Annotated in this window: 23 protein-coding genes and 1 other annotated feature; of the genes, 7 read left to right on the top strand and 16 right to left on the bottom strand. The window is 51.6% G+C overall.

Features of this window, described 5'->3' with window-relative positions; genetic code table 11:
- Positions 1-13: 13 nt before the first annotated feature.
- Entirely contained in the window at positions 14-583 is a 570-nt protein-coding gene (locus ACIPUG_RS02260) for a septation protein A (protein ID WP_010275285.1), read from the bottom strand.
- Between the two features lie 199 nt (positions 584-782).
- Positions 783-1,535, bottom strand: coding sequence for a YciC family protein (locus ACIPUG_RS02255; protein WP_010275282.1), 753 nt, complete (start codon positions 1,533-1,535; stop codon positions 783-785).
- Between the two features lie 350 nt (positions 1,536-1,885).
- Between ACIPUG_RS02255 and ompW the strand changes: the two genes are divergently transcribed.
- The gene (gene ompW / locus ACIPUG_RS02250; RefSeq protein ID WP_039496158.1) at positions 1,886-2,518 is read left to right on the top strand and encodes an outer membrane protein OmpW; all 633 of its coding nucleotides are present in this window, start codon (positions 1,886-1,888) and stop codon (positions 2,516-2,518) included.
- Between the two features lie 213 nt (positions 2,519-2,731).
- On the opposite strand, the gene ACIPUG_RS02245 is transcribed toward ompW, so the two are convergent.
- From ACIPUG_RS02245 to ACIPUG_RS02215, 7 genes are all read right to left on the bottom strand, one after another.
- The gene (locus ACIPUG_RS02245) at positions 2,732-3,463 is read right to left on the bottom strand and encodes an oligogalacturonate-specific porin KdgM family protein (protein ID WP_039514932.1); all 732 of its coding nucleotides are present in this window, start codon (positions 3,461-3,463) and stop codon (positions 2,732-2,734) included.
- 385 nt (positions 3,464-3,848) lie between these two features.
- The gene (trpA, locus tag ACIPUG_RS02240) at positions 3,849-4,655 is read right to left on the bottom strand and encodes a tryptophan synthase subunit alpha (protein WP_039549541.1); all 807 of its coding nucleotides are present in this window, start codon (positions 4,653-4,655) and stop codon (positions 3,849-3,851) included.
- Positions 4,655-5,848: a tryptophan synthase subunit beta gene (gene trpB, locus ACIPUG_RS02235; RefSeq protein ID WP_174435753.1), complete on the bottom strand. Its 1,194-nt coding sequence runs from the start codon at positions 5,846-5,848 to the stop codon at positions 4,655-4,657. The genes trpA and trpB overlap by 1 nt, the downstream gene beginning before the upstream one ends.
- Before the next feature lie 13 nt (positions 5,849-5,861).
- Positions 5,862-7,247, bottom strand: a complete 1,386-nt coding sequence (gene trpCF, locus ACIPUG_RS02230; protein WP_400337170.1) for a bifunctional indole-3-glycerol-phosphate synthase TrpC/phosphoribosylanthranilate isomerase TrpF — start codon at positions 7,245-7,247, stop codon at positions 5,862-5,864.
- A 7-nt stretch (positions 7,248-7,254) separates the two neighbouring features.
- Positions 7,255-8,253 (bottom strand): anthranilate phosphoribosyltransferase, encoded by a 999-nt coding sequence (gene trpD, locus ACIPUG_RS02225; RefSeq protein ID WP_010275263.1) that lies wholly within the window; start codon positions 8,251-8,253, stop codon positions 7,255-7,257.
- 83 nt (positions 8,254-8,336) lie between these two features.
- The gene (locus ACIPUG_RS02220) at positions 8,337-8,915 is read right to left on the bottom strand and encodes a glutamine amidotransferase-related protein (RefSeq protein ID WP_039529023.1); all 579 of its coding nucleotides are present in this window, start codon (positions 8,913-8,915) and stop codon (positions 8,337-8,339) included.
- Entirely contained in the window at positions 8,915-10,477 is a 1,563-nt protein-coding gene (locus tag ACIPUG_RS02215) for an anthranilate synthase component 1 (protein WP_400337168.1), read from the bottom strand. The genes ACIPUG_RS02220 and ACIPUG_RS02215 overlap by 1 nt, the downstream gene beginning before the upstream one ends.
- Positions 10,478-10,508: 31 nt before the next feature.
- Positions 10,509-10,613 (bottom strand) — a sequence feature (Trp leader region).
- A 208-nt stretch (positions 10,614-10,821) separates the two neighbouring features.
- Between ACIPUG_RS02215 and ACIPUG_RS02210 the strand changes: the two genes are divergently transcribed.
- The 3 genes from ACIPUG_RS02210 (at position 10,822) to rluB (ending at position 13,585) form a co-directional block, all read left to right on the top strand.
- A complete protein-coding gene (locus ACIPUG_RS02210; RefSeq protein WP_400337166.1) occupies positions 10,822-11,718 on the top strand; it encodes a PHP domain-containing protein in 897 nt (298 codons plus the stop codon).
- Positions 11,719-11,885: 167 nt separating this feature from the next.
- Complete coding sequence (locus tag ACIPUG_RS02205; RefSeq protein ID WP_014915351.1) at positions 11,886-12,506, top strand: L-threonylcarbamoyladenylate synthase; 621 nt, start codon at positions 11,886-11,888, stop codon at positions 12,504-12,506.
- Between the two features lie 194 nt (positions 12,507-12,700).
- Entirely contained in the window at positions 12,701-13,585 is an 885-nt protein-coding gene (gene rluB, locus ACIPUG_RS02200) for a 23S rRNA pseudouridine(2605) synthase RluB (protein WP_014915352.1), read from the top strand.
- An 80-nt stretch (positions 13,586-13,665) separates the two neighbouring features.
- Here rluB and cobO read toward each other — a convergent pair whose 3' ends face one another.
- Together cobO and ACIPUG_RS02190 are read right to left on the bottom strand one after the other, a co-directional pair.
- Positions 13,666-14,256 carry a cob(I)yrinic acid a,c-diamide adenosyltransferase gene (cobO, locus tag ACIPUG_RS02195; protein ID WP_104212073.1) on the bottom strand — a complete coding sequence of 197 codons (591 nt, stop codon included), beginning with the start codon at positions 14,254-14,256 and terminating at the stop codon, positions 13,666-13,668.
- Positions 14,257-14,271: 15 nt separating this feature from the next.
- Positions 14,272-15,036 (bottom strand): YciK family oxidoreductase, encoded by a 765-nt coding sequence (locus tag ACIPUG_RS02190; RefSeq protein ID WP_400337163.1) that lies wholly within the window; start codon positions 15,034-15,036, stop codon positions 14,272-14,274.
- A 356-nt stretch (positions 15,037-15,392) separates the two neighbouring features.
- Here ACIPUG_RS02190 and sohB point away from each other — a divergent pair, with 356 nt between their 5' ends.
- Positions 15,393-16,439: a protease SohB gene (gene sohB / locus ACIPUG_RS02185; RefSeq protein ID WP_014915355.1), complete on the top strand. Its 1,047-nt coding sequence runs from the start codon at positions 15,393-15,395 to the stop codon at positions 16,437-16,439.
- Between the two features lie 75 nt (positions 16,440-16,514).
- Here the strand turns inward: sohB and ACIPUG_RS02180 are convergent, their stop codons facing one another.
- Positions 16,515-16,784, bottom strand: a complete 270-nt coding sequence (locus tag ACIPUG_RS02180) for a YciN family protein (RefSeq protein ID WP_039286554.1) — start codon at positions 16,782-16,784, stop codon at positions 16,515-16,517.
- Positions 16,785-17,153: 369 nt separating this feature from the next.
- Here ACIPUG_RS02180 and topA point away from each other — a divergent pair, with 369 nt between their 5' ends.
- Positions 17,154-19,754 carry a type I DNA topoisomerase gene (topA, locus tag ACIPUG_RS02175; protein ID WP_400337161.1) on the top strand — a complete coding sequence of 867 codons (2,601 nt, stop codon included), beginning with the start codon at positions 17,154-17,156 and terminating at the stop codon, positions 19,752-19,754.
- Between the two features lie 380 nt (positions 19,755-20,134).
- Positions 20,135-21,109, top strand: coding sequence for an HTH-type transcriptional regulator CysB (gene cysB / locus ACIPUG_RS02170; protein WP_005968651.1), 975 nt, complete (start codon positions 20,135-20,137; stop codon positions 21,107-21,109).
- A gap of 130 nt (positions 21,110-21,239) precedes the next feature.
- Here cysB and dtpA read toward each other — a convergent pair whose 3' ends face one another.
- From dtpA to rsxG, 4 genes are all read right to left on the bottom strand, one after another.
- On the bottom strand, positions 21,240-22,757 hold the full coding sequence (dtpA, locus tag ACIPUG_RS02165; protein ID WP_400337159.1) for a dipeptide/tripeptide permease DtpA: 1,518 nt from the start codon (positions 22,755-22,757) through the stop codon (positions 21,240-21,242).
- Positions 22,758-23,445: 688 nt separating this feature from the next.
- Positions 23,446-24,081, bottom strand: coding sequence for an endonuclease III (gene nth / locus ACIPUG_RS02160; protein WP_010275207.1), 636 nt, complete (start codon positions 24,079-24,081; stop codon positions 23,446-23,448).
- Entirely contained in the window at positions 24,078-24,785 is a 708-nt protein-coding gene (locus tag ACIPUG_RS02155; protein WP_010275205.1) for an electron transport complex subunit E, read from the bottom strand. Before ACIPUG_RS02155 ends, nth begins: the two co-directional genes overlap by 4 nt.
- The gene (gene rsxG / locus ACIPUG_RS02150) at positions 24,782-25,411 is read right to left on the bottom strand and encodes an electron transport complex subunit RsxG (RefSeq protein ID WP_400337156.1); all 630 of its coding nucleotides are present in this window, start codon (positions 25,409-25,411) and stop codon (positions 24,782-24,784) included. Before rsxG ends, ACIPUG_RS02155 begins: the two co-directional genes overlap by 4 nt.
- Between the last annotated feature and the right edge of the window lie 4 nt (positions 25,412-25,415).

Here is a 25,415-nt window from a genome sequence, read left to right as displayed (position 1 = left end):
TATCTCGCTTTGGCTATTGCTGTTGCTCGCTTTTTTCTTCTTCTGACTTTTCCTGATCGTTAGGCAAGTGACGATAGATATAAACGCCACAAATCAGCGTAAACAGCAGCGTCACACCGGTCAGACCAAAGACTTTGAAATTAACCCAAACGTTTTGCGGTAACCAGAAAGCAATATAGATGTTAACCAGTCCACACACCAGAAAGAACATGGCCCAGGCGAAATTCAGTTTCCCCCAGACGGGCTGCGGAAGGGTTAACTCTTTACCCAGCATTTTCTGAATCAGGGTCTGTTTCATCACAAACTGGCTAACCAGCAGAGCGGCGGCAAATAACGCATAGATAATGGTGACTTTCCACTTGATAAACAGATCGTTATGGAACACCAGCGTTAGCGAACCGAAAACGACGACCATGGCAAAGGTGACCAGCGTCATTTTCTCTATTTTACGATACATCACCCAGGTGACCACGAGTGACAGCGCCGTTGCGGCAATCAGTGCACCCGATGCGATATAGATGTCATAAAGTTTATAGGCCGCAAAAAAAACGACCAACGGTATAAAATCAAGAAGTTGCTTCATTATGTCAATCCATCACTCAACAGTGTCGTAATCATAACCCGCGAGAGTTATCCGATAGCTCATGCCATTATCCTTTATTGTGGAACACCATTCCCGAGATATTGTAATAATTTGCAGAAAATTACGATTGGGTAGATAGCGAACGGAGATTTGGCAGAACCTATGCCACCAGAGCGATGGCATAGGCAGAGAGCGGCAGTTAAGCGCGCAGCAGCATATAAAGGCGGAACAGATAAATGAGCAGGATCGCGGAGATCAGGTTGCCCAAGCCATTCAGAACCACGCCGAGCACGGTCGGTGAGGAAATCGGTAACTTCGACACGATCAGCAAAATAGCGATTTTAGCCAGTAGCCACATCACGATGGCAGGCGCGGTTGCACGCAGGTTACCGTAAGCCAGTTTGGTACTCACTTTTATGGCGTTGAAAATCCCGCTTTTTTCCGTGACGACAATCACGGGTGACAAACTCAGCGCAATAGCGAGCAGCACGCCAGGAATGACCAGAAGCATCATGCCAAGCTGGATGAGCAGGGTGCACAGCAGGATCAGGATAAGCAGACGCAGTAAAAAAGGTGCAGAGGCGCCAATCGCGCGCAGTGCGCTGGTGCGCTGTCCGTCAGAAACCAGCTGGATCAGCATCAGAACCCCGCCCGTCAGCAGCGCATTGCCCACTAACGCAGCAAAGGTGCCTGCTGCCGACATTTTCAGTAACACGGTTTGTTGTTCCGGCGTCATCTGCTGAATCATATCCATCAAGCCAGCTTCGACAGAAGATGACAGATCGCTGCTGGAACTGCTCAGAATCTGTAACTCGTCTCCAGAAGGCGATAGCGCATGATTCAGTATGACAGTAATGAATGCCGTCAACAGTGACATCATTAAGATGCTGATGAACTGGTTACGGGTGAAATTCATCGTGTCACGGTACAACGTGTTAGCCGTGATAGGCATGCAGGCTCCTTGAAAAAAGATAAATCGACAGAGAGAACTTAACTCCCAATTGTAACCTGTTAATTCACGCTGTGGCACCCCGTCAACGACGCAATGCTGCTTTTCGCCTCACTATGAGGTCAGTGTGGTATGGCTACTCATCGTGGCGCTTATCGTCACCTGCGGCGTATTCGATATCCTCATACCACTATTGATCTGGATCAATTTCATGAATTCTAATGAGTTAGCGATAAATGATTCAGTTCAATTTGGACGTAAAATCTTTAAAAGATGTGATCTGTCTTAAAACAAGAATACCTACTTAGGGGTATATTTCGCTCGAAATTTAAACCCTATAAATGGAGTGGGTAATGAAAAAGACATCTTTCTTATTGTTGGCAGCGGCGCTCATGCCTGCATTGGCACAGGCTCATCAAGCGGGTGATTTCATTGTTCGGGCAGGTTCAGCAACCGTGCGACCTGCTGAAAGTTCGGACAACGTACTGGGTTTAGGTGAGTTTCAGGTTAATAACAATACGCAACTGGGTCTGACTTTTAGCTACATGGTGACGGACAATATTGGGGTTGAATTACTCGCCGCCACGCCGTTCAAACATAAAGTCGGCACACCGGGAACGGGGACTATTGCGGAAGTTAAGCACCTGCCGCCTTCACTGGTCGCGCAGTACTATTTTGGTGATACTCAAGATAAATTACGTCCTTATTTGGGCGTTGGTTTGAATTACACGATGTTCTTCGATGAGAAATTTAATGACAAGGGGACGGGGGCGGGCCTGAGCGATCTGAGTCTGAAGAATTCCTGGGGCCTTGCTGCGCAGGCAGGGTTGGATTACAACCTGGATAAAAACTGGCTGCTTAATATGTCTGTGTGGTGGATGGATATTGATACCGATGTGAAATTTAAAGCCGGTAATAATCAGCAAAGCATCCATACCAAACTTGATCCCTGGGCCTTTATGTTTGGCGTAGGCTATCGCTTCTGATTGTTAATGTAGTTTGATGTGAAGAATAAAAAACTTCCGGGAGAAATGTTTAACGTTGCATCAGCAACGGCCCGGAAGGGGGGGCGGCCAAGGATGGCACGCCATAAAAAAACGGCGACGTAAATAACGTCGCCGTTTTTATAGACAGGAAATAACAAACCAATAAAGAGAACGCTATTTTTATTACAGCAATTATCTAGATGGCGTTAGCCATTAGAAATTGTACTGTACACCAACACGGTAGCGAGTTTGACGCTCGTCAGTGTTTTTGCTGCCAACAACGTTGCCGACTTCAGCGTAAGGCGTCCAGTTTTTGTCATATTTATACGCTAATTTAACGTTGTGAGTCAGGCCATAGTTGTCGTTGTCGGCGATGTAACCAGGAGCGCCTGCTTTAGTTTTCTTATCGTATTCAAATTCGTATTCAACCACAAAGTTCGCAGGCAGTTTATAACCCAGCGTACTGGTGATGGTATAGCCTTTAATATCGGTAGGGTTCGCAGCTGTGCTGGTATTACCGATGTTGTTACTTTTACGCAGGTAGGATGCACGGTAGCGCAGACCATAGTATAAGGAATCGGTAATGTTGGCCGTACCTTTGATGTAAGGACGGTAGTTGTTATCGTCTGAAGTGGTAACCATGTTTAGGCCGGTTTCCAGTCCAAAAGTTTTATCGAATTTGTACAGGTAGCTGGCGGTCACTTCAGTACCGTTGCTGACCGTTTCGTTATACGGTTTATTTGGGGTGGTATCATTTTTTGATTGGCCCCATTTGCCTTCCAGTGACAGGCCAAAACCGTTGTCAAAACGGTGGGACATCAGCAGGCGATCTTTATGATCGTTCTTTGCCGTATCCTGCATTTCATGACGATAGTCAATCGTCACTGCCATGGAGCTTAAGCTGATTAAGGAGGTTACCACCATCGTCAATATTTTAACTTTCATTTTATTATCCCAAGTCAAAGAGAATTATTATTTAAAAACGCGCTGCCACTTTTGTTCAGCGGTTCCATTCTATTTATTATTTCTTACAGTAATGTGAACAAGATCGTTAAAAAGAGATAATTTTAAATGATCTCAATTCTGTGATTTTCTTCGTATTTTATTTGTGGGATTTATGCGGTTTCAAAATTAAGAGGTAATTAACTTATTTTGTCGGCGTGGAATTAAATAATTATTTCAATTTGAAAACATTTCTTACAATTATAATGAAGTGGAAACTAAATACTAATTGGAGATGTTTCGCGTTAATTAAATAAGAAATAATTTGAAACATTATTCGGCGCGCGATAGGACTTGTATGAAGCACAAATCGCGCGCCTGAAAAGTGCTATGAACGCGTAGCGGCTTTCATTTCACTCACAAAGGCGTGTAACTCGGACAGCATAACGTCAGGCTGGTTCAGATTTTTTTCGATAATCCGTACGATCGCGGAGCCAGAAATGGCACCCGCTGCGCCTGAGGCTAACGTTTCCCGTACTTGAGCGGGATCGGAAATGCCAAATCCTTGTAACGGCGGGGCAGCATGATACGCGTTCAGTTTGGCAACCAGATGATGCAGCGGCAGTTGCGCGCGCTTTTCTGCCCCAGTCACGCCCGCACGTGACACTAAATAGGTATAGCCGCGACCATAAGAGGCGATCTCGCGCAGCAGTTCATCGTCAGCATTAGGCGGACAGATAAAAATGGGGGCGATGCCGTGTCGCAGCGCAGCCGCACGGAAAGGTGCAGATTCTACTACCGGGACATCCGCGACTAACACCGAATCGACGCCAACCTGCGCGCAGCGCTGATAAAATTCATCAATGCCGTTGCTGAAGACCAGATTGGCATACATCAGCAGGCCAATCGGGATTTCCGGGTATTTCTGGCGTATGGTCGCCAGCATTTCGAAGCATTGGTCTGGTGTGACGCCTGCGGCAAACGCGCGCAGATTGGCATCCTGAATGGTCGGTCCATCCGCCAACGGGTCAGAGAAGGGTACGCCCAGCTCCAACGCATCGGCACCGGCCGCAATCAGCGTGTCGATAATTTTCAGGGACTGCTCGGGAGAGGGATCGCCCAGCGTAACAAACGGAACGAATGCGCCTTCCTTTTTCTCTGACAGGCGGTTAAATAACTGTTGATAGCGTTCCATTAGATTTCTCCCCGATCTTTCAAAATATCGTGCACGGTAAAGATGTCTTTATCACCACGGCCGGACAGGTTAACCACCAGCAGTTGCTCCTTCTCTGGCTCCGCTTTGATCATCTTCAAGGCGTGCGCCAGCGCGTGGGAGGATTCCAGCGCGGGAATAATCCCTTCACCGCGGCAGAGCGCTTTGAAAGCATCCAACGCTTCATCATCGGTAATCGAGACATAGTCGGCACGACCAATACTGTTCAGATAGGCGTGCTGCGGCCCTACGGACGGGAAATCCAACCCGGCAGAAATCGAGTAAGACTCTTCAATTTGTCCGTCGGACGTTTGCATCATCGGGGACTTCATGCCGAAATAAATACCAACGCGACCGTGTTTTAACGGTGCGCCGTGCTGCCCGGATTCAATGCCCAAGCCGCCAGGTTCGACGCCGATCAGACGGACGGTAGTATCGTCGATGAAATCAGCGAACATCCCAATCGCGTTAGAACCACCGCCAACACAGGCCAGTACTGCATCCGGCAAGCGACCTTCTTTTTCCAGAATCTGCGCTTTGGTTTCTTCACCAATCATGCGTTGGAACTCGCGCACGATAGTCGGATAAGGATGCGGGCCAGCAGCCGTTCCCAGCAGATAATGTGCCGTTTCATAGCTGCCAGACCAGTCACGTAGCGCTTCGTTGCAGGCATCTTTCAGCGTGGAAGAACCGCTGTGAACCGGAATTACTTCCGCCCCCATCAAACGCATGCGGAACACGTTCGGCGACTGGCGCTCAACGTCTTTTGCTCCCATATAAACGCGGCATTTCAGGCCGAGCAGGGCGCAAGCCAACGCCGTTGCGACGCCGTGTTGGCCCGCACCGGTTTCGGCGATGATTTCACTTTTACCCATGCGCTTAGCCAGCAGGGCTTGTCCGAGTACCTGATTGGTTTTGTGCGCACCGCCGTGCAGCAGATCTTCGCGTTTCAGGTACAGCTTGGTTTTGGTCCCAGCAGTCAGGTTTTGACACAGGGTTAACGCGGTCGGACGACCCGCGTAGTTTTTCAGCAGGTCGGTAAATTCGGCCTGAAATTCAGGATCTTTTTGTGCACTGACGAAAGCCTCTTCCAGCTGGCGTAACGCCGGGATGAGGATCTGCGGAACAAACTGCCCGCCGAATTCACCGAAGTAAGGGTTGAGTAATGTCATAATTTTCCCGTCTGTTTTAGTGCTGCGGCTGACGTAATGTCGCAAAAACCGCAGCAATTTTATGTGAGTCTTTTTTTCCCGGTTCGCTTTCTACCCCGGAATTGAAATCCAGTCCTGCGCAACCTTGCTGGGCCGCCAGAGCGCAGTTATCGCTATTCAGACCGCCGGCCAACAGCACGTTATCCAATGACTGATTCGCCAGCAGCGACCAGTTGAAGGTTTTCCCGCTGCCACCCTGACCGTTGTCAAACAGGTAGCGATCGACGTGGGTGAGATTGCGTTCTGGCAGGGTGTCCGCGATGCTCAGCGCTTTCCAAATCTGGCAGGTCGCAGGTAATTGCTGGCGTAGCTTGTCGATCGTCTGTTGATCTTCATCACCGTGCAGTTGAACGGCTGCTAACCCCAACTGCGTTGTGATCGCAACGATGTGTTCGACGGGCGCATTGCGGAAAACACCGACATAGCGCAGTGGGGCACCCGCCATCACGTCGGCGGCTTGTTTGGCGTCAACATAGCGTGGAGAACTGGCGACGAAGATTAAACCGCCGTAGAGCGCACCCGCTTGATAGGCGGCCTGTGCATCAGCTGCGCGCGTCAGGCCGCAGACCTTGTTTTCTCCCAAAATAGCGTTCTCACCCAGAATAACGCGACGTACCGCGCCGTTCAGATCCGGTTCAGACATCAGTGAACTGCCGATCAGGAAGCCCTGCGCAAAGGCGCCGAGTTCACGAATCTGTGCCTGACAGTTGATACCGGATTCACTGATTACGGTGACGCCAGCAGGCAGACGCGGTGCGAGCGTCCGGGTACGGTTGAGGTCAATGGAGAGATCGCGCAGATCGCGGTTGTTGATCCCAACGACGCGTGCTTCGAGCTGAATGGCCCGCAGCAGCTCTTCTTCATTACTGACTTCTGTCAACACGCCCAGCTTCAGACTGTGCGCGACGTCGGCCAGTTGCTGATACTGTTCGTCGTCCAGCACGGATAGCATCAGCAGAATGGCATCGGCCTGATAGTAGCGTGCCAGATAGATCTGGTAGGGCGAAATAATAAAGTCTTTGCACAACACCGGCTGATGTACTGCCGCGCTAACCTGCGGCAGAAAGGCAAAATCGCCCTGAAAGTACTTTTCGTCAGTCAAAACGGAAATAGCAGACGCGTAATCTTTATAGACCTGAGCTATCGCTACCGGGTCGAAATCATCGCGAATCAATCCCTTCGACGGGGACGCCTTTTTGCATTCAAGAATAAAGGCGGGCTTGTCTTGTTTCAGCGCCTGATAAAAATCACGCTGGCTGGGAACGATCTCATGCTGAAAAGAGGCCAGCGGCTGTACTTTTTCTCGTTCCGCAACCCAGAGCGCTTTATCGCGCACAATTTTATGTAATACGGTTTCCTGCATGGTTCCATTATCCTCTGGCGGACAGGGCGATAACGCGCTGATAAGCCTGTCCACTATGAATGACTTCAAGCGCCTGTTGCGCATTTTGGCGCAGATCTTCTTGTCCAAATAATCTCAGGAGCAGCGCAACGTTGGCGGCAACCGCGGCGGCGTGTGCGCGTTCACCTTTACCTTGTAGCAGTGACGCGAGAATGTCACGATTTTCTTCTGGCGTACCGCCTTGTAATGCCGATAGCGGATACGCATCCAGCCCGAAATCGCGGTGCGTCAGTTCGTAGGTTGCGATCTCGCCATGGTTCAACTCGGCAACCTGCGTCGGTGCATGAATCGCGACTTCATCCATTCCACCACCGTGTACAACGGCGGCACGCTGGTAGCCCAGCACTTTCAGCGTTTCGGCGATAGGGCGAACCAATTCAGGGCTATACACGCCAATCAGCGCCAGCGGTGGACGAGCGGGGTTGACCAACGGCCCCAGCACGTTGAAGACGGTGCGGGTTTTAAGCTGCTGACGAACCGGCATGGCATGACGGAAGCCCAGATGGTATTGCGGAGCAAACAGGAAACACACGCCCAGGTCGTCCAGCGCCTGACGGGAATCCTGCGCGCTCATATCCAGCTTAATGCCGAAAGCGGAGAGCAGGTCGGAGGAACCGGAGCGGCTGGATACGCTGCGGTTGCCGTGCTTGGCGATTTTCAGACCACAGCTGGCGGCAACGAAGGCACTGGCCGTCGAAATGTTGATACTGTTGGTGCCGTCACCGCCTGTGCCGACGATATCGGCAAATAAATAGTCAGGGCGCGGGAACGGCTGCGCATCGGCCAGCAGAGCCGTGGCAGCACCGGCGATCTCATCGGGATGTTCGCCGCGTACTTTCATACTAATCAACGCCGCTGCCAGCTGGCTGGCTTCCAGTTCACCGCGAATAATGGCACCAAACAGCGCCTGACTTTCCTGACGGCTGATAGGGTTCGCGCCGTATAATTTTTCCAGTATGTGTTGCATGGTAATAACATCCTGAGCAGTAGACGGTTCCCGGGTCTTAGAAGACTGTTGTGTAGAAGACAGTTGCATAATCGTATCCCTCGTTAAGCCAGCGCCCAGTCCAGCGTTTGTTCCAGCAGTCGAGCGCCGTGCGTGGTCAGGATCGACTCAGGGTGGAATTGAAAACCGCAGACGCGATCGGCATCGTTCCGCACGGCCATGACCATCGTGTTGAAGTGTGCGTTGACGGTCAGCGTCGATGGAATGTTGCTGCCGACCAGCGAGTGGTAGCGAGCGACGGGCAATGGATGTGGTAAACCGCTAAACATGCCGCTGGCATCGTGGTCGATGGCAGACGCTTTGCCGTGCAGGATTTCACCCGCCTGACCAACATGACCGCCATAGGCTTCCACGATGGCCTGATGGCCGAGGCAAATGCCGATAATCGGCAACTGACCGCGCAGGCGCTGCAGCAGTTCCGGCATACAACCCGCTTCGGTTGGCGTGCCGGGGCCGGGGGAGAGCATCAGGATCGGTTTTTCCATTTGCTGTAACCGCGCGATGATGACGTCGGCAGGCAGATGGTTACGGTAAATCACGACCTGATGACCGCTGGCACGCAGCTGATCCACCAGGTTGTAGGTGAATGAATCGATGTTATCGAGCAGTAAGATGTCGGCCATCAGAAAATCTCCTTTGCATGGTGCGCGCTGGCAATGGCTCGCAGTACGGCCCGGGCTTTATTACGTGTTTCGTCGGCTTCGGCCTGAGGGTTAGAATCCAGCACCACGCCTGCTCCGGCCTGAACGGTGGCAATACCGTCTTCGACATAGGCGGAGCGGATAACGATGCAGGTGTCCAGATCGCCGTGAGCGGTGAAGTAGCCCACCGCGCCGCCGTAGCTGCCGCGTCGGGTTTTCTCACTTTCGGCAATCAGCTGCATGGCCCGGACTTTCGGTGCGCCGCTCAGCGTGCCCATATTCATGCAGGCGCGGTAGGCGTGCAGCACATCCAGATCTTCACGCAGCGTACCTACTACGCGGGAGACCAGATGCATCACAAAGGAATAGCGGTCAACTTTGGTCAAGTCAGCAACGTAACGGCTACCCGGCTGACAGATGCGCGCCAGATCGTTACGCGCTAAATCTACCAGCATCAAATGCTCAGCCAGCTCTTTATGGTCGGTACGCATTTCTAACTCAATACGGCTATCGAGATCGCGATCCAGCGAGCCATCGGAACGGCGACCGCGCGGGCGAGTTCCGGCAATGGGATAGATTTCGATTTGACGGCTGTCGGCATCGTATTTCAGCGAGCTTTCCGGCGAAGCACCGAACAACGTGAAGTCCTGATCCTGCATGTAAAACATGTAAGGGCTGGGATTGTTATCCTTCAGCGTTTGGTAGGCGGCCAGCGGTGAAGGACACGGCAGAGAGAAACGGCGCGACGGCACGACCTGGAAAATTTCACCGATGCGAATAGCTTCTTGCATCTGACTGACGACTTCCCCGAAGGCTTCATCGCTCTGGTTGCAGCTCAGCGTCATATCTTCGATGGACTGACGTGGCAGCGCAGGCGCTGGCTGGGTGAGCTGAAGCTGTAGCTGTTCCAGACGCTGTTGCAGACGCTGCTTTTCGCTATGGTTTGGTGTAAACAGGCTGGCTTGTAGCGCGGTTACACGTTTTTGGTGGTCAAGCACCAGCAGCGTTTCTGCAAGATAGAAGCAAAAATCTGGGCAACGCTGCTGCTGGCTCAGCGCGGGTAATTCTTCAAACCCTGCGACCAAATCGTAGGCGAACAAGCCGCCGAGAAACATGGCTTCACGCTCGTCTGTCGGGCAGGCGACCAGAGTTAGAATCTGACGTAAGGCATCAAACACGGACAGCGAACGCAGGCGAGCATCTTCGTCCTGCATGGCGTCTGCCAGTGGGAACGTGAGTTCACGGCCGTTCGGACGCGGTTGGTTGATAATCTCTACTGGCAGCGCGGCATCCAGAAGCGGCAGGAGGCTGGCGCCGTTTGCCGTCAGTGCCTGAATGGAAACGTGCTGACCCAGTGCGGTGATGCGCAGTGCGCTATCTACGATCAACAGGCTTTTCAGGTTTTCCTTGCTGTCGATTTCAGCCGACTCTAACAACAGCGTTGCCGGTCTGGCACCGCAGAGCTGATGGAAGATAGCGCTGGGGTCGTTACGGTAAACGGCCTCAATACGCAGCAGTTCCAGTTTAGGTTGTGTTGTTTGCATTCTTGCTACCCGTTTAATGTTGTGCCCATCAAATAAAAAGCCCGCTTGGTTAAGCGGGCCTGGGAATATCTGCATGTGTGATAACAGCGATGCGTGATTAGTCCACCCGCGAGAGGGAAGAGCGCCACCAACCATGCTTCATCATTTTCTGCGTTGCCATTATCATCATCTCACTGTTTGTATACTAATTACCGTCTGCGCACCGCGCTTGTGTACTAGTTAACTGGTTCGGCGATAAAATGTCAACACCTTCAATAGGATTATTTTATTACTCAGGGAAACGGCGGGCATTACCATTTACGCCCTATTGATGGCATCATGCGCTCTTCGCATTATTCTTGTTAATGGATAGGCTTGTGCCAGAAGATTCTCAACCGATATCGTCGTTCCCACTTTATGATTTGCATAGCCATACCACGGCATCTGATGGCCTTTTAACGCCGACGGCGCTGGTCAGTCGCGCGGTAGACATGCGGGTGAGCGTGCTGGCGATTACCGATCACGACACGACGGCTGGGCTTGACGAAGCGCAGGATGCGATTGCACAACAGGATCTGCCGCTGAGATTGATTCCCGGTGTGGAGATCTCCACGCTGTGGGAAAACCATGAGATCCATATTGTCGGACTGGGGATGGATAGTGCACACCCAGCGTTGACGAGGCTGTTGCAACAGCAGGCGGAGTGCCGGCAGAGTCGGGCGGAACAGATCGCGGCTCGTCTGGAAAAAAACCGCATTCCGGATGCGCTGGCTGGCGCACAGCGTCTGGCGACGGGCGGACAGATTACACGCGCGCATTTTGCACGTTATCTGATCGAACTGGGCATCGCGGCGAATATGAATCAGGTGTTCAAAAAATATCTGGCGAAAGGCAAAATCGGTTACGTGCCACCGCAGTGGTGCACGATACCGCAAGCGATCGAGGCGATTCATCAATCCGGCGGTGTATCAGTGTTGGCGCATCCGGGGCGCTACGATTTGACGGCCAAATGGCTAAAGCGTCTGTTAGCTACCTTCGCAGAAAGCGGCGGGATCGCGATGGAAGTGGCGCAATGCCAACAGGCACCGGATGAACGGACGCAGTTGGGACGCTATGCGCGGAATTTCAACCTGATGGCGTCACAAGGATCGGATTTCCACCTGCCGTGTGCCTGGATTGAGCTAGGCCGCAAGCTGTGGCTACCTGCCGATGTCGAACCCGTTTGGCACCATCCGCTATTGGTGGAGGCTGGCAGCGCATAATTATCGATCAACCGATACCACGTTGATGCCATGACGCTCTTTTGAAATAGCAAATTCATGGAATAACAATCTTTTACCGCCAACACGTTCTATAATCATCCTTATTGCACGATGAAGCGGGTTGGAATGAACAGCGCCGCGAAATGTCAGACGTATGAGGTAGGGTTATGAGCCAGTTTTTCTATATTCACCCGCAGAATCCGCAGCCGCGATTGATCAATCAGTCGGTGGAATTTTTGCATAAAGGTGGGGTGATTGTTTATCCAACGGATTCCGGTTACGCGTTGGGCTGTATGTTGGGCGAAAAGAACGCGCTGGAACGCATCTGCCGGATTCGCGATCTGGGGAGCGATCATAACTTCACGCTGATGTGTCGCGATTTGTCCGAACTGTCGACGTATGCCCATGTTGATAACTCGGCTTTTCGGTTGATTAAAAATAACACACCCGGTAATTACACGTTTATTCTGAAAGCGACGAAAGAGGTTCCTCGCCGCTTAATGAATGAAAAGCGTAAAACCATCGGCCTGCGCGTGCCGTCCAATCCTATCGCACTGGAGCTGCTGGCTGCGCTGAATGAGCCGCTGATGTCGACAACGCTGATGCTGCCGGGAAATGATTTCGCCGAATCCGATCCAGAAGAAATTCAGGACAGATTGGGAAAACAGGTGGATTTGATTATTCATGGCGGCTCGCTGGGTCAACAACCGACGACGGTTATCGATTTGACCGAGTCCGTGCCACGCGTCGCGCGTGAAGGCACCGGTGATGTCACACCGTTCTTATAAGTGCAGCGACGAGCGGTAACAATGGGAATACAAATGGCGCGAAGATCGGTATAATCGCGCCAGTTTTTAATATGACGAACGATTTTTACGTACACACTATTTTTACGTACATTCAATTTTTACGTAACGGCTGAATTTTATCAGCAGTTATGACTCCCCCCGACGCCTGGGAAGGCGACACTAGAGGTTGCTCAATGAGCGAAAAGTTACAAAAAGTTCTGGCGCGCGCCGGACATGGCTCACGCCGCGAAATTGAAGTTATCATTCAGGCTGGACGCGTCAGCGTTGACGGTAAGATTGCCACTCTGGGCGATCGCGTTGAAGTGACGAAAGCCACCAAAATCCGTATCGATGGTCATGTGGTTACCGTTAAGGAAACCGAAGAGTCCGTGTGCCGCGTACTGATGTACTACAAACCGGAAGGTGAGTTGTGCACCCGTAACGATCCTGATGGCCGCCCGACAGTATTTGACCGTCTGCCAAAAATTCAGGGTTCTCGCTGGGTGGCAGTAGGGCGTCTGGACGTGAACACCTCCGGCCTGCTGCTGTTCACGACCGACGGTGAGTTAGCCAACCGTTTGATGCACCCCAGCCGTGAGGTTGAGCGTGAATACGCCGTGCGTGTTTTCGGTGAAGTTGACGACGAAAAGATCAAACAGCTGAGCAAAGGCGTACAGCTGGATGACGGCCCGGCATCATTCCGCACCATTCGCTATCAGGGCGGTGAAGGGTTGAACCAGTGGTATAACGTGACGCTGACCGAAGGGCGCAACCGTGAAGTTCGCCGTCTGTGGGAAGCAGTTGGCGTGCAGGTTAGCCGCCTGATTCGCGTGCGCTACGGTGACATTACGCTGCCGAAAGGTATTCCACGCGGTGGCTGGACAGAAATGCCGCTGGAACAGCTGAACTATTTGCGTGAATTAGTGCAGCTTCCGGCAGAAACGGTATCGAAACTGCCGGTTGAGCGCGAGCGCCGCCGAGTGAAGGCGAACCAGATCCGCCGTGCGGTAAAACGTCACAGCCAGATCAACTCAGCTCCGGCGCGCCGTACCTCGCCAAAACCTAAGCGCAACGGGTAATCTTCTCTCTATACGCTTCACGGGCAGCTTTCGCTGCCCGTTTTCATTGCGCTCGGCTTATCACTAATGAAGGCTAACGGCTACCAGTCAATGCCTTGCTGGGCCTGAATTCCGCTATCAAACGCATGTTTTACCGGGCGCATTTCCGTCACGGTATCGGCCATTTCCAGTAAGTCACGGTGGCAACCGCGGCCGGTAATAATGACCGTCTGTCCGGCAGGGCGCTGCTTCAGTGCAGTGACAATGTCACTTAAATCTAAATAATCATAGCTAATCATATACGTCAGTTCGTCCAACACGACGAGATCGAGCTGTGGATCGGCCAGCATGCGTTTGCCATGCTGCCAGACGTGCTGTGCCGCTTCGGTATCCGTCTGGCGATTCTGCGTATCCCAAGTAAAACCCGTCGCCATGACCTGAAATTCCACGCCGTGCTGTTGCAGCAGATTCTTCTCACCGTTAGGCCATTCGCCTTTAATAAACTGGATCACACCCGCCCGTAACCCGTGGCCTATCGCTCGCGTGACGGTGCCAAAGGCGGCCGTGGTTTTTCCTTTCCCGTTACCGGTGAAGACGATCAGGATACCGCGTGTTTCATTCGCGGCGGCAATGCGGGCGTCGACCTTTTCTTTCAGGCGCTGTTGGCGTTGCTGGTGGCGTTCATCGCTCATCGTGCATGCTCTTCCCTATTGTTCGGCTGGACCGGCTTTTCTGCCCGGCTGTGCGTCAAAACTCATCCCCGTCTTACGTCGGCTGTCATCGCCCATCAGGTAGAGATACAGCGGCATAATATCTGCTGGCGTTTTCAGTCTCATTGGATCTTCGTTGGGGAAGGCTGACGCACGCATTCCTGTACGCGTTCCGCCAGGATTAATACAGTTCACGCGCAGATTGTGTGAACGATACTCTTCGGCCAGCACTTGCATCAGGCCTTCTGTCGCAAATTTGGATACGGAATAGGCTCCCCAGCCGGCCCGACCTTCTCGGCCCACGCTGGAACTGGTGAAAACCAGAGAAGAGCAAGGCGATTTCAATAATAGAGGCAGCAGCGCCTGTGTCAGCATAAAGGTCGCGTTGACGTTGACCTGCATAACCTGATGCCAGATCTCAGGCGTTTGCTGTGTGATAGGGGTGATTTCCCCGAGCAATCCGGCGTTGTGAAGAACCCCATCCAGGTGCGGCACAACCTGTGCCAGTTCGTCAGCCAGTTGAAAGCACTGCGCGGAGGATAAGGCCAGCATATCGCAGACAACCACGTGCGCTGGCGTACCGTGTTCCTGCTCGATCTGCTGTTTAACCGATTGAAGTTTACTTTCTGTCCGCCCTAATAAGATGACGTGTGCGCCGTAGCGAGCGTAGGTCAGCGCGGCTTCCCGGCCAATGCCGTCGCCAGCACCGGTGACCAGAATGATGCGGTTTTGCAGTAAATCGATTTTAGGTTGGTAATGCACAATGAATTCCTCTTGCCGTGGCCCAAAACAGCCACGCTTCAGATAATAGACCTGCCATCGCGTATCGGCACGGCGAGATGCGTCGGTCGTGCCGCTCGGAACGTCAGATAACGGCGCATCCGGGCAGGGTGAATGGGGGTGTTATGCCTCAAATGTCGACTGTTTTCAATGAGACTGCCTCTATTTATCCCTGTGCTGTTGTAAAAAGCAGCAACAGGCGTAAAAACCGCAGGAATAACATCGCCATATTGCGTGCCATCAGTTAGGTTATAGGAAGGGAATGGCGCACGACGTCAACGCCATGGTTGGTGAGTAAACCAACATTAATTAATACGCAGTCAATGAGGACGGTGTTTGTGGAATTACTTTCTCTGTACGGTTTATTCCTGGCTAAGGTACTCACCATCGTGGTGGCGATTGGTGCGTTAGTCGTTCTGGCATTCGGGATGACGCAGCGTAAGCGCCCGCATAAAGGTGAGTTGCAGGTCACGAATCTGGGTGAACAATATCAGGAAATGCAGCGTGAAATGCAGACCGCTTGTATGAGCGACACCGAACGTAAGCTGTTATCTAAACAAGAAAAGAAGAAAGAAAAAGAAACCGCGAAGCAAGATAAACAGCGCGCCAAACGTGGCGAAGAGAAGAGTGTTAAACCGTGTCTGTACGTGCTCGATTTCAACGGCAGTATGGATGCGGGCGAAGTCAGTTCGTTGCGTGAAGAGATCTCCGCCGTGCTCGCTGTGGCGAAACCGAAAGATGAGGTCTTGCTGCGTCTGGAAAGCCCTGGTGGTGTAGTGCACGGTTATGGATTGGCGGCCTCGCAATTGCAGCGTTTACGCCAGGGCGGCGTGCGTTTGACGGTCTCCGTGGATAAAGTGGCTGCCAGTGGCGGATATATGATGGCCTGCGTGGCTGACCGCATCGTAGCGGCACCGTTTGCGATTGTAGGGTCTATTGGCGTTGTGGCACAAATCCCCAACTTCCACCGTTTGCTGAAAAACAAAGACATCGATGTTGAGCTGCACACGGCGGGCGAATTCAAGCGTACGCTGACGCTGTTTGGTGAGAACACCGAACAAGGTCGTGAGAAATTCCGTGAAGATCTGAATGTCACGCACACGCTGTTTAAGGATTTTGTACAGCAGATGCGTCCTTCGCTGGATATTGATTCGGTGGCGACGGGAGAGCACTGGTTTGGTACTCAGGCGAAAGATCTGGGGTTGATTGACGCTATCGGTACCAGTGACGATCTGCTGATTGCTGAAATGGCTAACCATGAAGTGCTAAGTGTTCGCTATACGCGGCGTAAACGCCTGCTGGATCGTCTGACGGGCAGCGCTGGCGATACTGCAGAACGACTGATGCTGCGCTGGTGGCAACGTGGTTCAAAGCCTCTACTGTAATTAATAAAATAGTAAGCCGTACACAATCAAATGCCCGCGAATTTGCGGGCATTTGCATTTAATCCATCAAGGTATTTAATCGATCAAATAATATTTTTCGGATAAAACATGCGCAAGGTGCTTGAACATGTTAAATACCGCGGTGCTTTTTAAGGTCGGAATTCCATTCTCATCGAGAAAAAATTCGCCGCGAAAAACCAGTACGTCGTTTTTTTGTTCTACGCTATCAGCGACCATGCCATGCAAATAATCATCGTGATGTTTAATGATGTCATTGGCTTCAATTAATAAGCTCTGGCGGTCAATAGGACGCTTTTCTTCGTTAACCTGATGTTCAGGTGACATGATTGTTACTCCTGTACTCACCCTTGAAAAAGGGGGGCGTTGCACTATATCAACAAGGCTATTTCTAAAATCAATACCGCGATTTCAACATGCAATGCGGTTATTTCAAAAGTCGCATCAAGAGGAAGGGTACTGCGATACGGTTTCAGCGTAAAGTGTAGATTATGATACAAATGGACTACATTTTAGGCGCTTACCTGCCGATATTCAGTGTGGCAGGAAGCGGATAAAACAGGGTTTCCATGCTAATTAGGTTGCGTGGCAATATTTATCAGGTAGAGTGTGGGATTTTGCGCAGTCAGTAGAATCCGCTCTGGATGCCCCGAAAAATATCTGATTTTCAGAAGAATTCAGCAGGTAATAGTACATATGGGTAAAGCTCTCGTTATCGTCGAGTCCCCGGCAAAAGCCAAAACGATCAATAAGTATTTAGGCAATGACTACGTGGTGAAATCCAGCGTCGGTCATGTGCGCGATCTGCCGACGAGTGGCTCAGTCAGTAAAAAGAGCGCGGACTCAACGACTAAAGATAAAACGAAAAAGAAAGTCAAAAAGGATGAGAAATCCGCGCTAGTTAATCGTATGGGCGTCGACCCTTATCATGGTTGGAAAGCCAACTACGAAATACTGCCGGGTAAGGAGAAGGTTGTCTCCGAATTAAAAACGCTGGCGGAAAATGCCGACCACATCTATCTCGCAACCGACCTTGACCGCGAAGGGGAAGCCATTGCCTGGCACCTGCGGGAAATCATTGGTGGTGACGATCAGCGTTTCAGCCGCGTGGTGTTTAACGAAATCACGAAAAATGCCATTAAACAGGCGTTTGAAAAACCCGATACGTTGAATATTGACCGCGTGAATGCCCAGCAGGCGCGCCGGTTTATGGATCGCGTGGTGGGTTACATGGTTTCCCCGCTGCTGTGGAAAAAAATTGCCCGTGGCCTGTCCGCTGGGCGCGTACAGTCGGTTGCAGTGCGCCTGATTGTCGATCGTGAGCGCGAAATCAAAGCGTTCGTGCCGGAAGAATATTGGGAACTGCACGCTGATTTGCTGGCAGGCAGCGATATTCAACTGCAAATGCAGGTGACGCACCACAACGGCAAGCCGTTTAAACCGGTTAATAAAGAACAAACGCATGCGGCGGTCAGCCTGCTTGAGCACGCGCGTTATGTGGTTGCCGATCGTGAAGACAAGCCGACCAGCAGCAAACCGGGCGCGCCGTTCATCACCTCCACGCTGCAACAGGCTGCCAGTACGCGCCTTGGCTTCGGCGTGAAAAAGACCATGATGATGGCGCAGCGTCTGTACGAAGCGGGTTACATTACCTACATGCGTACCGACTCAACGAACCTGAGTCAGGATGCCTTGACGATGGTGCGTGGCTATATTGGCGAAGAATTCGGCAAGCGCTATCTGCCGGAGTCAGCGAACCTTTACAGCAGCAAAGAAAACTCGCAGGAAGCGCACGAAGCGATTCGTCCTTCTGATGTCGGCGTGCTGGCTGACAACCTGAAAGATATGGAAGCCGATGCGCAGAAGCTGTATCAGCTGATTTGGCGTCAGTTCGTCGCCTGCCAAATGACGCCTGCGCAATACGATTCCACCACGCTAATCGTCGAAGCTGCCGATTATCAACTGCGTGCCAAGGGTCGTACGCTGCGTTTCGATGGCTGGACGAAAGTCATGCCTGCGCTGCGTAAAAATGATGAAGATCGCACGTTGCCGACCGTGGCAGTGGGCGAACCTCTGTCGCTGCAGAAGCTGCTGCCAGGGCAACACTTCACTAAACCACCTGCTCGTTACAGCGATGCTTCTCTGGTTAAAGAGCTGGAAAAACGTGGGATTGGCCGTCCGTCTACCTATGCGTCTATTATTTCCACCATTCAGGATCGCGGCTACGTTCGAGTGGAAAACCGCCGTTTCTATGCCGAGAAAATGGGTGAAATCGTTACCGATCGACTGGAAGAAAACTTCCGCGAACTGATGAATTACGATTTCACCGCACGGATGGAAAGCCGCCTCGATCAGGTCGCCAATAATCAGGCGGAATGGAAAGCGGTACTGGATGAATTCTTCAACGAATTCAGCCAGCAGTTGGAAAAGGCTGAACAGGATCCTGAAGAAGGCGGTATGCGCCCCAATGCGATGGTGTTAACCAGCATTGATTGCCCAACCTGCTCTCGTCAAATGGGTATCCGTACTGCCAGTACCGGGGTGTTCCTGGGCTGCTCCGGCTATGCACTGTCGCCGAAAGAGCGCTGTAAGACCACGATCAACCTGATACCGGAAACTGAAGTACTGAACGTGTTGGAAGGCGACGATGCCGAAACCAACGCGTTGCGTGCCCGCCGTCGCTGCGAAAAATGTGGTACGGCAATGGACAGCTACCTGATTGATAATCAGCGCAAGCTGCACGTGTGCGGGAATAACCCAGCCTGTGACGGGTATGAGATAGAAGCCGGTGAGTTCCGCATCAAGGGCTATGATGGCCCGATTGTTGAGTGCGAGAAGTGTGGTTCCGAAATGCACCTCAAAATGGGACGTTTCGGTAAGTACATGGCGTGTACCAGCGAGACCTGTAGTAACACGCGTAAGATCCTGCGTAATGGCGATGTTGCGCCACCGAAAGAAGATCCGGTGCCGTTGCCTGAGCTGCCTTGCGAGAAGTCTGATGCCTATTTCGTCTTGCGTGATGGCGCAGCAGGTGTCTTCCTTGCGGCCAATACGTTCCCGAAATCTCGAGAAACGCGGGCACCGCTGGTAGAAGAACTGGTGCGATTCAAAGAGCGTTTACCGGAGAAACTGCGCTATCTGGCGGAAGCGCCAGTGGTCGATAAAGACGGCAACAAAACGCAGGTGCGTTTCAGCCGCAAGACCAAACAGCAATATGTCTCGTCAGAGAAAGACGGCAAGGCAACAGGCTGGTCAGCGTTTTACATCGATGGAAAATGGGTTGAAGGGAAGAAGTAACCTCTTTCAGTTACCCCGCGCATAACTGAGTTATGTGTAAAACATCGCTAAATCAAGCCAGCCGCAAGGCTGGCTTTTTTGATCGCAGAAAATATCTCGATAAAACAGATGCATGAAGATTGTCCTGCGGTAGCATGACGATTGTTGATCCGTGATAGAGAATGATGCGGTTTACCTCGGTGATAATCGCATGCACCGCGTTCTTTATCGCTGTCGCCATGCAGAAATGGTTATATAAAAATAGTTTTTATGATTAAATGACATTAATTGATGGAAATATGCGCCAGATGGTTAAGACGCAATCAAAATCAATAAAACGGAACGTCGTCAGAACGTTGTGAGATGCCACGCGCACACTTCAATTGGGAATGGGATAAATTATGAAACTACAACAGCTTCGTTATATTGTTGAAGTTGTTAATCACAACCTGAATGTGTCTTCTACCGCAGAAGGGTTGTACACCTCCCAGCCGGGGATCAGTAAACAGGTCCGCATGCTGGAGGATGAGTTGGGCATTCAGATTTTTGCCCGTAGTGGAAAACACCTGACACAGGTGACACCAGCCGGACAGGAAGTCATCCGCATCGCGCGTGAAGTGTTGTCGAAAGTCGATGCCATCAAAGCGGTTGCCGGAGAGCACACCTATCCCGATAAAGGGTCGTTGTATGTCGCGACCACGCACACGCAGGCGCGCTACGCGCTGCCAAGCGTCATTAAAGGTTTCATTGATCGCTATCCTCGCGTGTCGCTGCACATGCATCAGGGCTCGCCGACGCAGATTGCTGAGGCCGTTGCGAAAGGCTCTGCGGATTTTGCTATTGCGACCGAAGCGCTGCATTTGTACGACGATCTGATCATGCTGCCGTGCTACCACTGGAATCGCGCGGTGGTGGTAAAACCGGATCACCCGCTGGCGTCTAAGACCGATATCACCATTGAAGAACTGGCCGCTTATCCTATCGTCACCTATACCTTTGGTTTTACCGGACGCTCCGAGCTGGATACCGCGTTTAACCGCGCTGGCCTCACGCCGCGTATCGTCTTTACCGCAACGGATGCCGATGTGATTAAGACCTACGTGCGTTTAGGATTGGGTGTCGGGGTTATTGCGAATATGGCGGTCGATCCGCAGACGGAAACCGATCTGGTGACCATCAACGCGAACAGCATATTCAGCTACAGCACGACGAAAATTGGCTTCCGCCGCAGCACATTCCTGCGCAGCTACATGTACGATTTCATCCAGCGCTTTGCGCCGCACTTAACGCGTGATGTCGTCGATTCTGCCGTTGCGCTGCGTTCGAATGATGAAATTGAAGCGATGTTCAAAGATGTGACGTTGCCTGTGAAGTAAACGTCATTCAGTACGGATCAACCCGCGTAAAAAAGCCAGACACTGTCTGGCTTTTTATCATCTGACTATCTCTAACGCTTCACCAGTAACACGTCATACCGTCATTGGCGTGACGTGTTCCAGCAGGTTATCAGGCAGAGGCTGTCGTCGTGACGGCCTCTGCAGGGGCGTCGGTGACATCCTGCGTCATACGCGTCAGTTTCGGCGCAGTCAGCAGCATCAGAACGGCGATGATGCCGGTGACGATACCAATCTGCATGAAGACATTGCTATAAATCTCAAGAGACGCGTGAGGGTCTATGACGTTCTCAGGCACGGCCATCATATTAGCAACGTAGCCTGCGATAATGGCGGCACCGGCTGATGTCAGGAACCAGGCACCCATAATGAAGCCCATCAGGCGCTGTGGTACCAGTTGAGCGACCATCGCCAGACCCAGACCGGAAATCATCAACTCTCCGATACTTTGCAAGCCATAGCAGAGGATCAGCCAGTTGACGGACACAATACCTTGTTCGTTTGCCATGCTGGCACCCCACGGCAGCACTAGAAACGCGCCAGAGCACAGCACCATACCCACCGCAAATTTATGCGCCATCGGCAGTTGGTCGCCCATTTTGTTGTAAACCGCAGCCAGAATCGGGCTGGCAACCATAATCCAGAACGGGTTGAGCGCCTGATACTGCTCTGGCTCAAAGGTAAAGCCTAAAATCGAGTGCTCAACGTTGCGAATAGCAAAGAAGTTCAGTGAGGTTGGCATCTGGTTGTACAGCACAAAGAAGACCACTGCTTCCAGCATCAGCAGAAGCGCGACAATCATTTTCCGGCGTTCTGCTCCAGTCACCGCCAGCATCTCTTTGATAAAGATAGCAACAACGGCCAGTGAAATAAGCGTCAGAATCCAACGTGCGATGCTCTGGTTGTGCAGCAGCCAGGTGGAAAGTGCGACCAGCGCGACAATACCTGCGAGCGTGACTGCGAGCTTCTGCAGATTGATCGGTTGGAAATCTGGCTGAGAACCTTGTGTGCTGACCCACTTGCGGCAGAACATAAAGTTAACCAGCGTCAGAATCATACCCACGACGCTCAGGGAGAAGGCCACGCTCCAGCCATAGTTCGCGGCCAGTACCGGTGTAGCCAGCATAGAAAAGAAGGAGCCGATGTTCACCGCCATGTAGTACATGGTGAAAGCACCGTCCAGGCGCGGATCGTCTTTCGCATAGCTGGTAGACAGCAGGGCTGACGGGTTGGCTTTAAACAATCCGTTACCGACGGCAATAGTCGCCATGCCGATATACACCCACGTCACGCTGTGGCCTGAGTAGGCAATCATGGTGTAACCGATCGCCAACACGATGGCACCCAGCACGATCACACGTTTAGTGCCGAGGACTTTATCACCCAGCCAGCCGCCAATGGCGACGAAACCGTATACCAGTGCACTGAATGAGGAGAAAAGGGTAATGGAGTCGGTTTCGGACATGCCCAGCATTTTGACCAGATAAACCGCCATAATGCCTTGCAGACCGTAGTAACCAAAACGCTCCCACAGCTCGATGCTGAAGATGAGATAAAACGCTTTTGGTTGTTTGAAAGCGTTCATGCTGACGCTTTCAGGGGATTCGTTGTTGTTGTTTGCTGTTGACACAAAGACCTCTGATTTTACCTATCTCGTTTTTTTAACGAGAAAATAACAAGAGTGAAACAGTGAAACTGCCACCTCTTTTGACTAGTTATGGGGAGGAAAAACGGCGCTATATTGACGTGATTTTACGGACAGGCAAGTCATTTGACATGTTTTGTTACAAGTGGTTTTAGTTGTTGGATAAAACTAGAAATTAAATGTTATGCAGAGTTTAATTTCATAACTTTCTTTTGCTTCAAATGATTATATTGGTTTAACCTATTTATTTTTTATAAAAGGGATATAATCTGCCTTTTACTTAAAATCAAGACAATATCATTAACTATGAATGAATATGCGGTTTAATGTTTTGCATATCACTAAATATGCAGTGAGTATAAAAATTCATCAATAGCAGGCGATAAGATAAATATCGATATAGTCACTCAAAGTGACTTTCAATCACTAAATTTTCTATTAAAAATAACTTATTAGCCTTAAATAGTGGTTACTTGTACTTCTATACAGGCTTTTTGATAGAGGAATACGCTGCAGTGCACCGAATAAACCGCCTGAGATACATGGTTGTCTGAGCCGTAAGATGCAGAGAACACGCGGCTCGCTTTGCTAGTGAGAGAACGAATGACGAGGCGGAGTGTGGAGTGACGGAGAGAAGGTCTGGCGAGAGGGGATTCCACCAGACCACAGCAGATTAGGCGTCGACCTTTTCGCCAAATTCACATAAATCTTCAATCAGGCAGGAACCACAGCGCGGTTTACGGGCAATACAGGTGTAACGACCATGCAGGATTAGCCAGTGATGGCAGTCGACTTTAAATTCTGCCGGAACCACTTTTAGCAGCTTTTCCTCTACCTGTTCGACATTTTTACCCGGAGCGAATCCTGTCCGGTTACTGACGCGAAATATGTGCGTATCAACGGCAATCGTTGGCCAGCCAAACGCGGTGTTCAGGACGACGTTTGCCGTTTTTCGTCCTACGCCGGGTAAGGCTTCCAGCGCGGCACGATCTTCGGGAACCTGTCCCTGATGCTTTTCCAGCAACAAACGGCAGGTTTTGATGACGTTTTCCGCTTTGCTGTTAAACAGGCCGATCGTCTTGATGTAGTCTTTCACGCCGTCTACGCCGAGCTCAAGCAGGGCTTCGGGCGTGTTGGCGACAGGGTAGAGTTTTGCCGTTGCCTTGTTCACGCTGACATCGGTTGCCTGTGCGGAAAGCAGCACGGCGATCAGCAGTTCAAACGGCGTACTGAACTGCAATTCAGTGGTCGGATGGGGATTGTTGTCGCGTAAACGCGTTAAGATCTCAATCCGCTTAGCCTTATTCACAGCGATTCCCCTACGGTGCTGGTTGCCGGTGCCGTTTTTCCTTCGGCAGAAGCCGCGCGAGCTCGACGTTGTTTCATTTTCTCATCGATCAAATATTTCACAGCTAGGAGCAATCCCAGACCGATAAATGCACCCGGTGGCAGCATCGCCAGTAGGAAAGGGGAATCGAGGTGAACCACCTCAATGCGCAGCGCTTTAGCCCAACTGCCCAGCAGCAAATCCGCGCCGTCGAATAACGTGCCGTTACCCAGAATTTCACGTAGAGAACCGAGCACCACCAGTGCGCTGGTTGCTCCTAACCCCATAGCCAGACCGTCAATGGCGGAAGGGAAAACCGCATTCTTGGAGGCGAAGGCTTCGGCGCGACCGATAACGATACAGTTCGTCACGATCAGCGGAATAAAAATCCCCAGCGATTGATATAGGCCATAGGCATAGGCGTTGATCAACATCTGCACGGTGCTGACCACCGAGGCGATGATCATGACGTAAATGGGAATACGGATTTCCGCTGGCACCCAGCGACGCAACGCGGAGACGGCCATGTTGGTACAGGTAAGAACCAGCGTGGTTGCCAGCCCTAATCCCAGCGCGTTAGTCGCGGTGGATGACACGGCCAGCAAGGGGCAAAGGCCCAACAATTGAACCAGTGCCGAGTTGTTCTTCCATAACCCTTCAACGAAAAGTGCTTTGGTTTGACTCATTGGTTCTCTCCACAGGCGGACAGCGTGTTGATTTGTGGCGGCAGCGTTTGCAGGTAAAGGGCGCTGCGTTTTACGCTGTTAATGACGGCGCGCGGCGTAATGGTGGCGCCGGTAAATTGATCAAACATGCCGCCTTCTTTCTTCACAGCCCAGCGGGCATCCTGCTCACCCTGTACCGTTTGTCCGCTGAATCGGGTGATCCAGTCAGAAATTCGTACTTCGATTTTATCACCCAGTCCCGGCGTTTCATGATGCTCGGTGACGCGAACGCCGAGCACCTTACCGTGAAAATCGGCACCAACCAGCAGTCGAATAGCACCAGAATAGCCATCCGGTGCGGTACTTTCCAGTGCCGCGGCAATCGGCTCACCGTTCTGGCGGGCGATGAACACGCGGTGTGGCGCTGACGAACCTAATGCCGGGTCGGTGACAACGTAACACTCTTTTTGAATATCACTATTGTATAATTCGGCGGGAACCACCTGATCCAACAGTATCTTTTGTTGCAGCATCGCCTGATGCGAGATCGTCGGTTCCGTTAACATGTTCACTACCGCAGTTAATGCGGTAGTGCCAGCAGCAAACAGGGCCAGTGTTGTCGCGTGGCGGCGCATTGTCGTCATCATGGGC

Origin of the sequence: Pectobacterium sp. CHL-2024 (assembly GCF_044751765.1) — a bacterium.
Lineage (GTDB): Bacteria > Pseudomonadota > Gammaproteobacteria > Enterobacterales > Enterobacteriaceae > Pectobacterium > Pectobacterium brasiliense.
This window is presented reverse-complemented; position numbering and strand designations above follow the sequence as displayed.

Bases quoted from the DNA above. Each gene is read 5' to 3' on its own strand.
- rluB (WP_014915352.1), top strand. From the start codon at position 12,701: ATGAGCGAAAAGTTACAAAAAGTTCTGGCGCGCGCCGGACATGGCTCA.
- ACIPUG_RS02215 (WP_400337168.1), bottom strand. From the start codon at position 10,477: ATGCAAACAACACAACCTAAACTGGAACTGCTGCGTATTGAGGCCGTT.
- trpA (WP_039549541.1), bottom strand. From the start codon at position 4,655: ATGGAACGCTATCAACAGTTATTTAACCGCCTGTCAGAGAAAAAGGAA.
- cysB (WP_005968651.1), top strand. From the start codon at position 20,135: ATGAAACTACAACAGCTTCGTTATATTGTTGAAGTTGTTAATCACAAC.
- ACIPUG_RS02205 (WP_014915351.1), top strand. From the start codon at position 11,886: ATGAGCCAGTTTTTCTATATTCACCCGCAGAATCCGCAGCCGCGATTG.
- ACIPUG_RS02260 (WP_010275285.1), bottom strand. From the start codon at position 583: ATGAAGCAACTTCTTGATTTTATACCGTTGGTCGTTTTTTTTGCGGCC.
- ACIPUG_RS02180 (WP_039286554.1), bottom strand. From the start codon at position 16,784: ATGTCACCTGAACATCAGGTTAACGAAGAAAAGCGTCCTATTGACCGC.
- trpCF (WP_400337170.1), bottom strand. From the start codon at position 7,247: ATGCAGGAAACCGTATTACATAAAATTGTGCGCGATAAAGCGCTCTGG.
- rsxG (WP_400337156.1), bottom strand. From the start codon at position 25,411: ATGATGACGACAATGCGCCGCCACGCGACAACACTGGCCCTGTTTGCT.
- cobO (WP_104212073.1), bottom strand. From the start codon at position 14,256: ATGAGCGATGAACGCCACCAGCAACGCCAACAGCGCCTGAAAGAAAAG.
- ompW (WP_039496158.1), top strand. From the start codon at position 1,886: ATGAAAAAGACATCTTTCTTATTGTTGGCAGCGGCGCTCATGCCTGCA.
- ACIPUG_RS02220 (WP_039529023.1), bottom strand. From the start codon at position 8,915: ATGGCCGACATCTTACTGCTCGATAACATCGATTCATTCACCTACAAC.
- ACIPUG_RS02155 (WP_010275205.1), bottom strand. From the start codon at position 24,785: ATGAGTCAAACCAAAGCACTTTTCGTTGAAGGGTTATGGAAGAACAAC.
- ACIPUG_RS02210 (WP_400337166.1), top strand. From the start codon at position 10,822: ATGGATAGGCTTGTGCCAGAAGATTCTCAACCGATATCGTCGTTCCCA.
- ACIPUG_RS02255 (WP_010275282.1), bottom strand. From the start codon at position 1,535: ATGCCTATCACGGCTAACACGTTGTACCGTGACACGATGAATTTCACC.
- ACIPUG_RS02245 (WP_039514932.1), bottom strand. From the start codon at position 3,463: ATGAAAGTTAAAATATTGACGATGGTGGTAACCTCCTTAATCAGCTTA.
- trpD (WP_010275263.1), bottom strand. From the start codon at position 8,253: ATGCAACACATACTGGAAAAATTATACGGCGCGAACCCTATCAGCCGT.
- topA (WP_400337161.1), top strand. From the start codon at position 17,154: ATGGGTAAAGCTCTCGTTATCGTCGAGTCCCCGGCAAAAGCCAAAACG.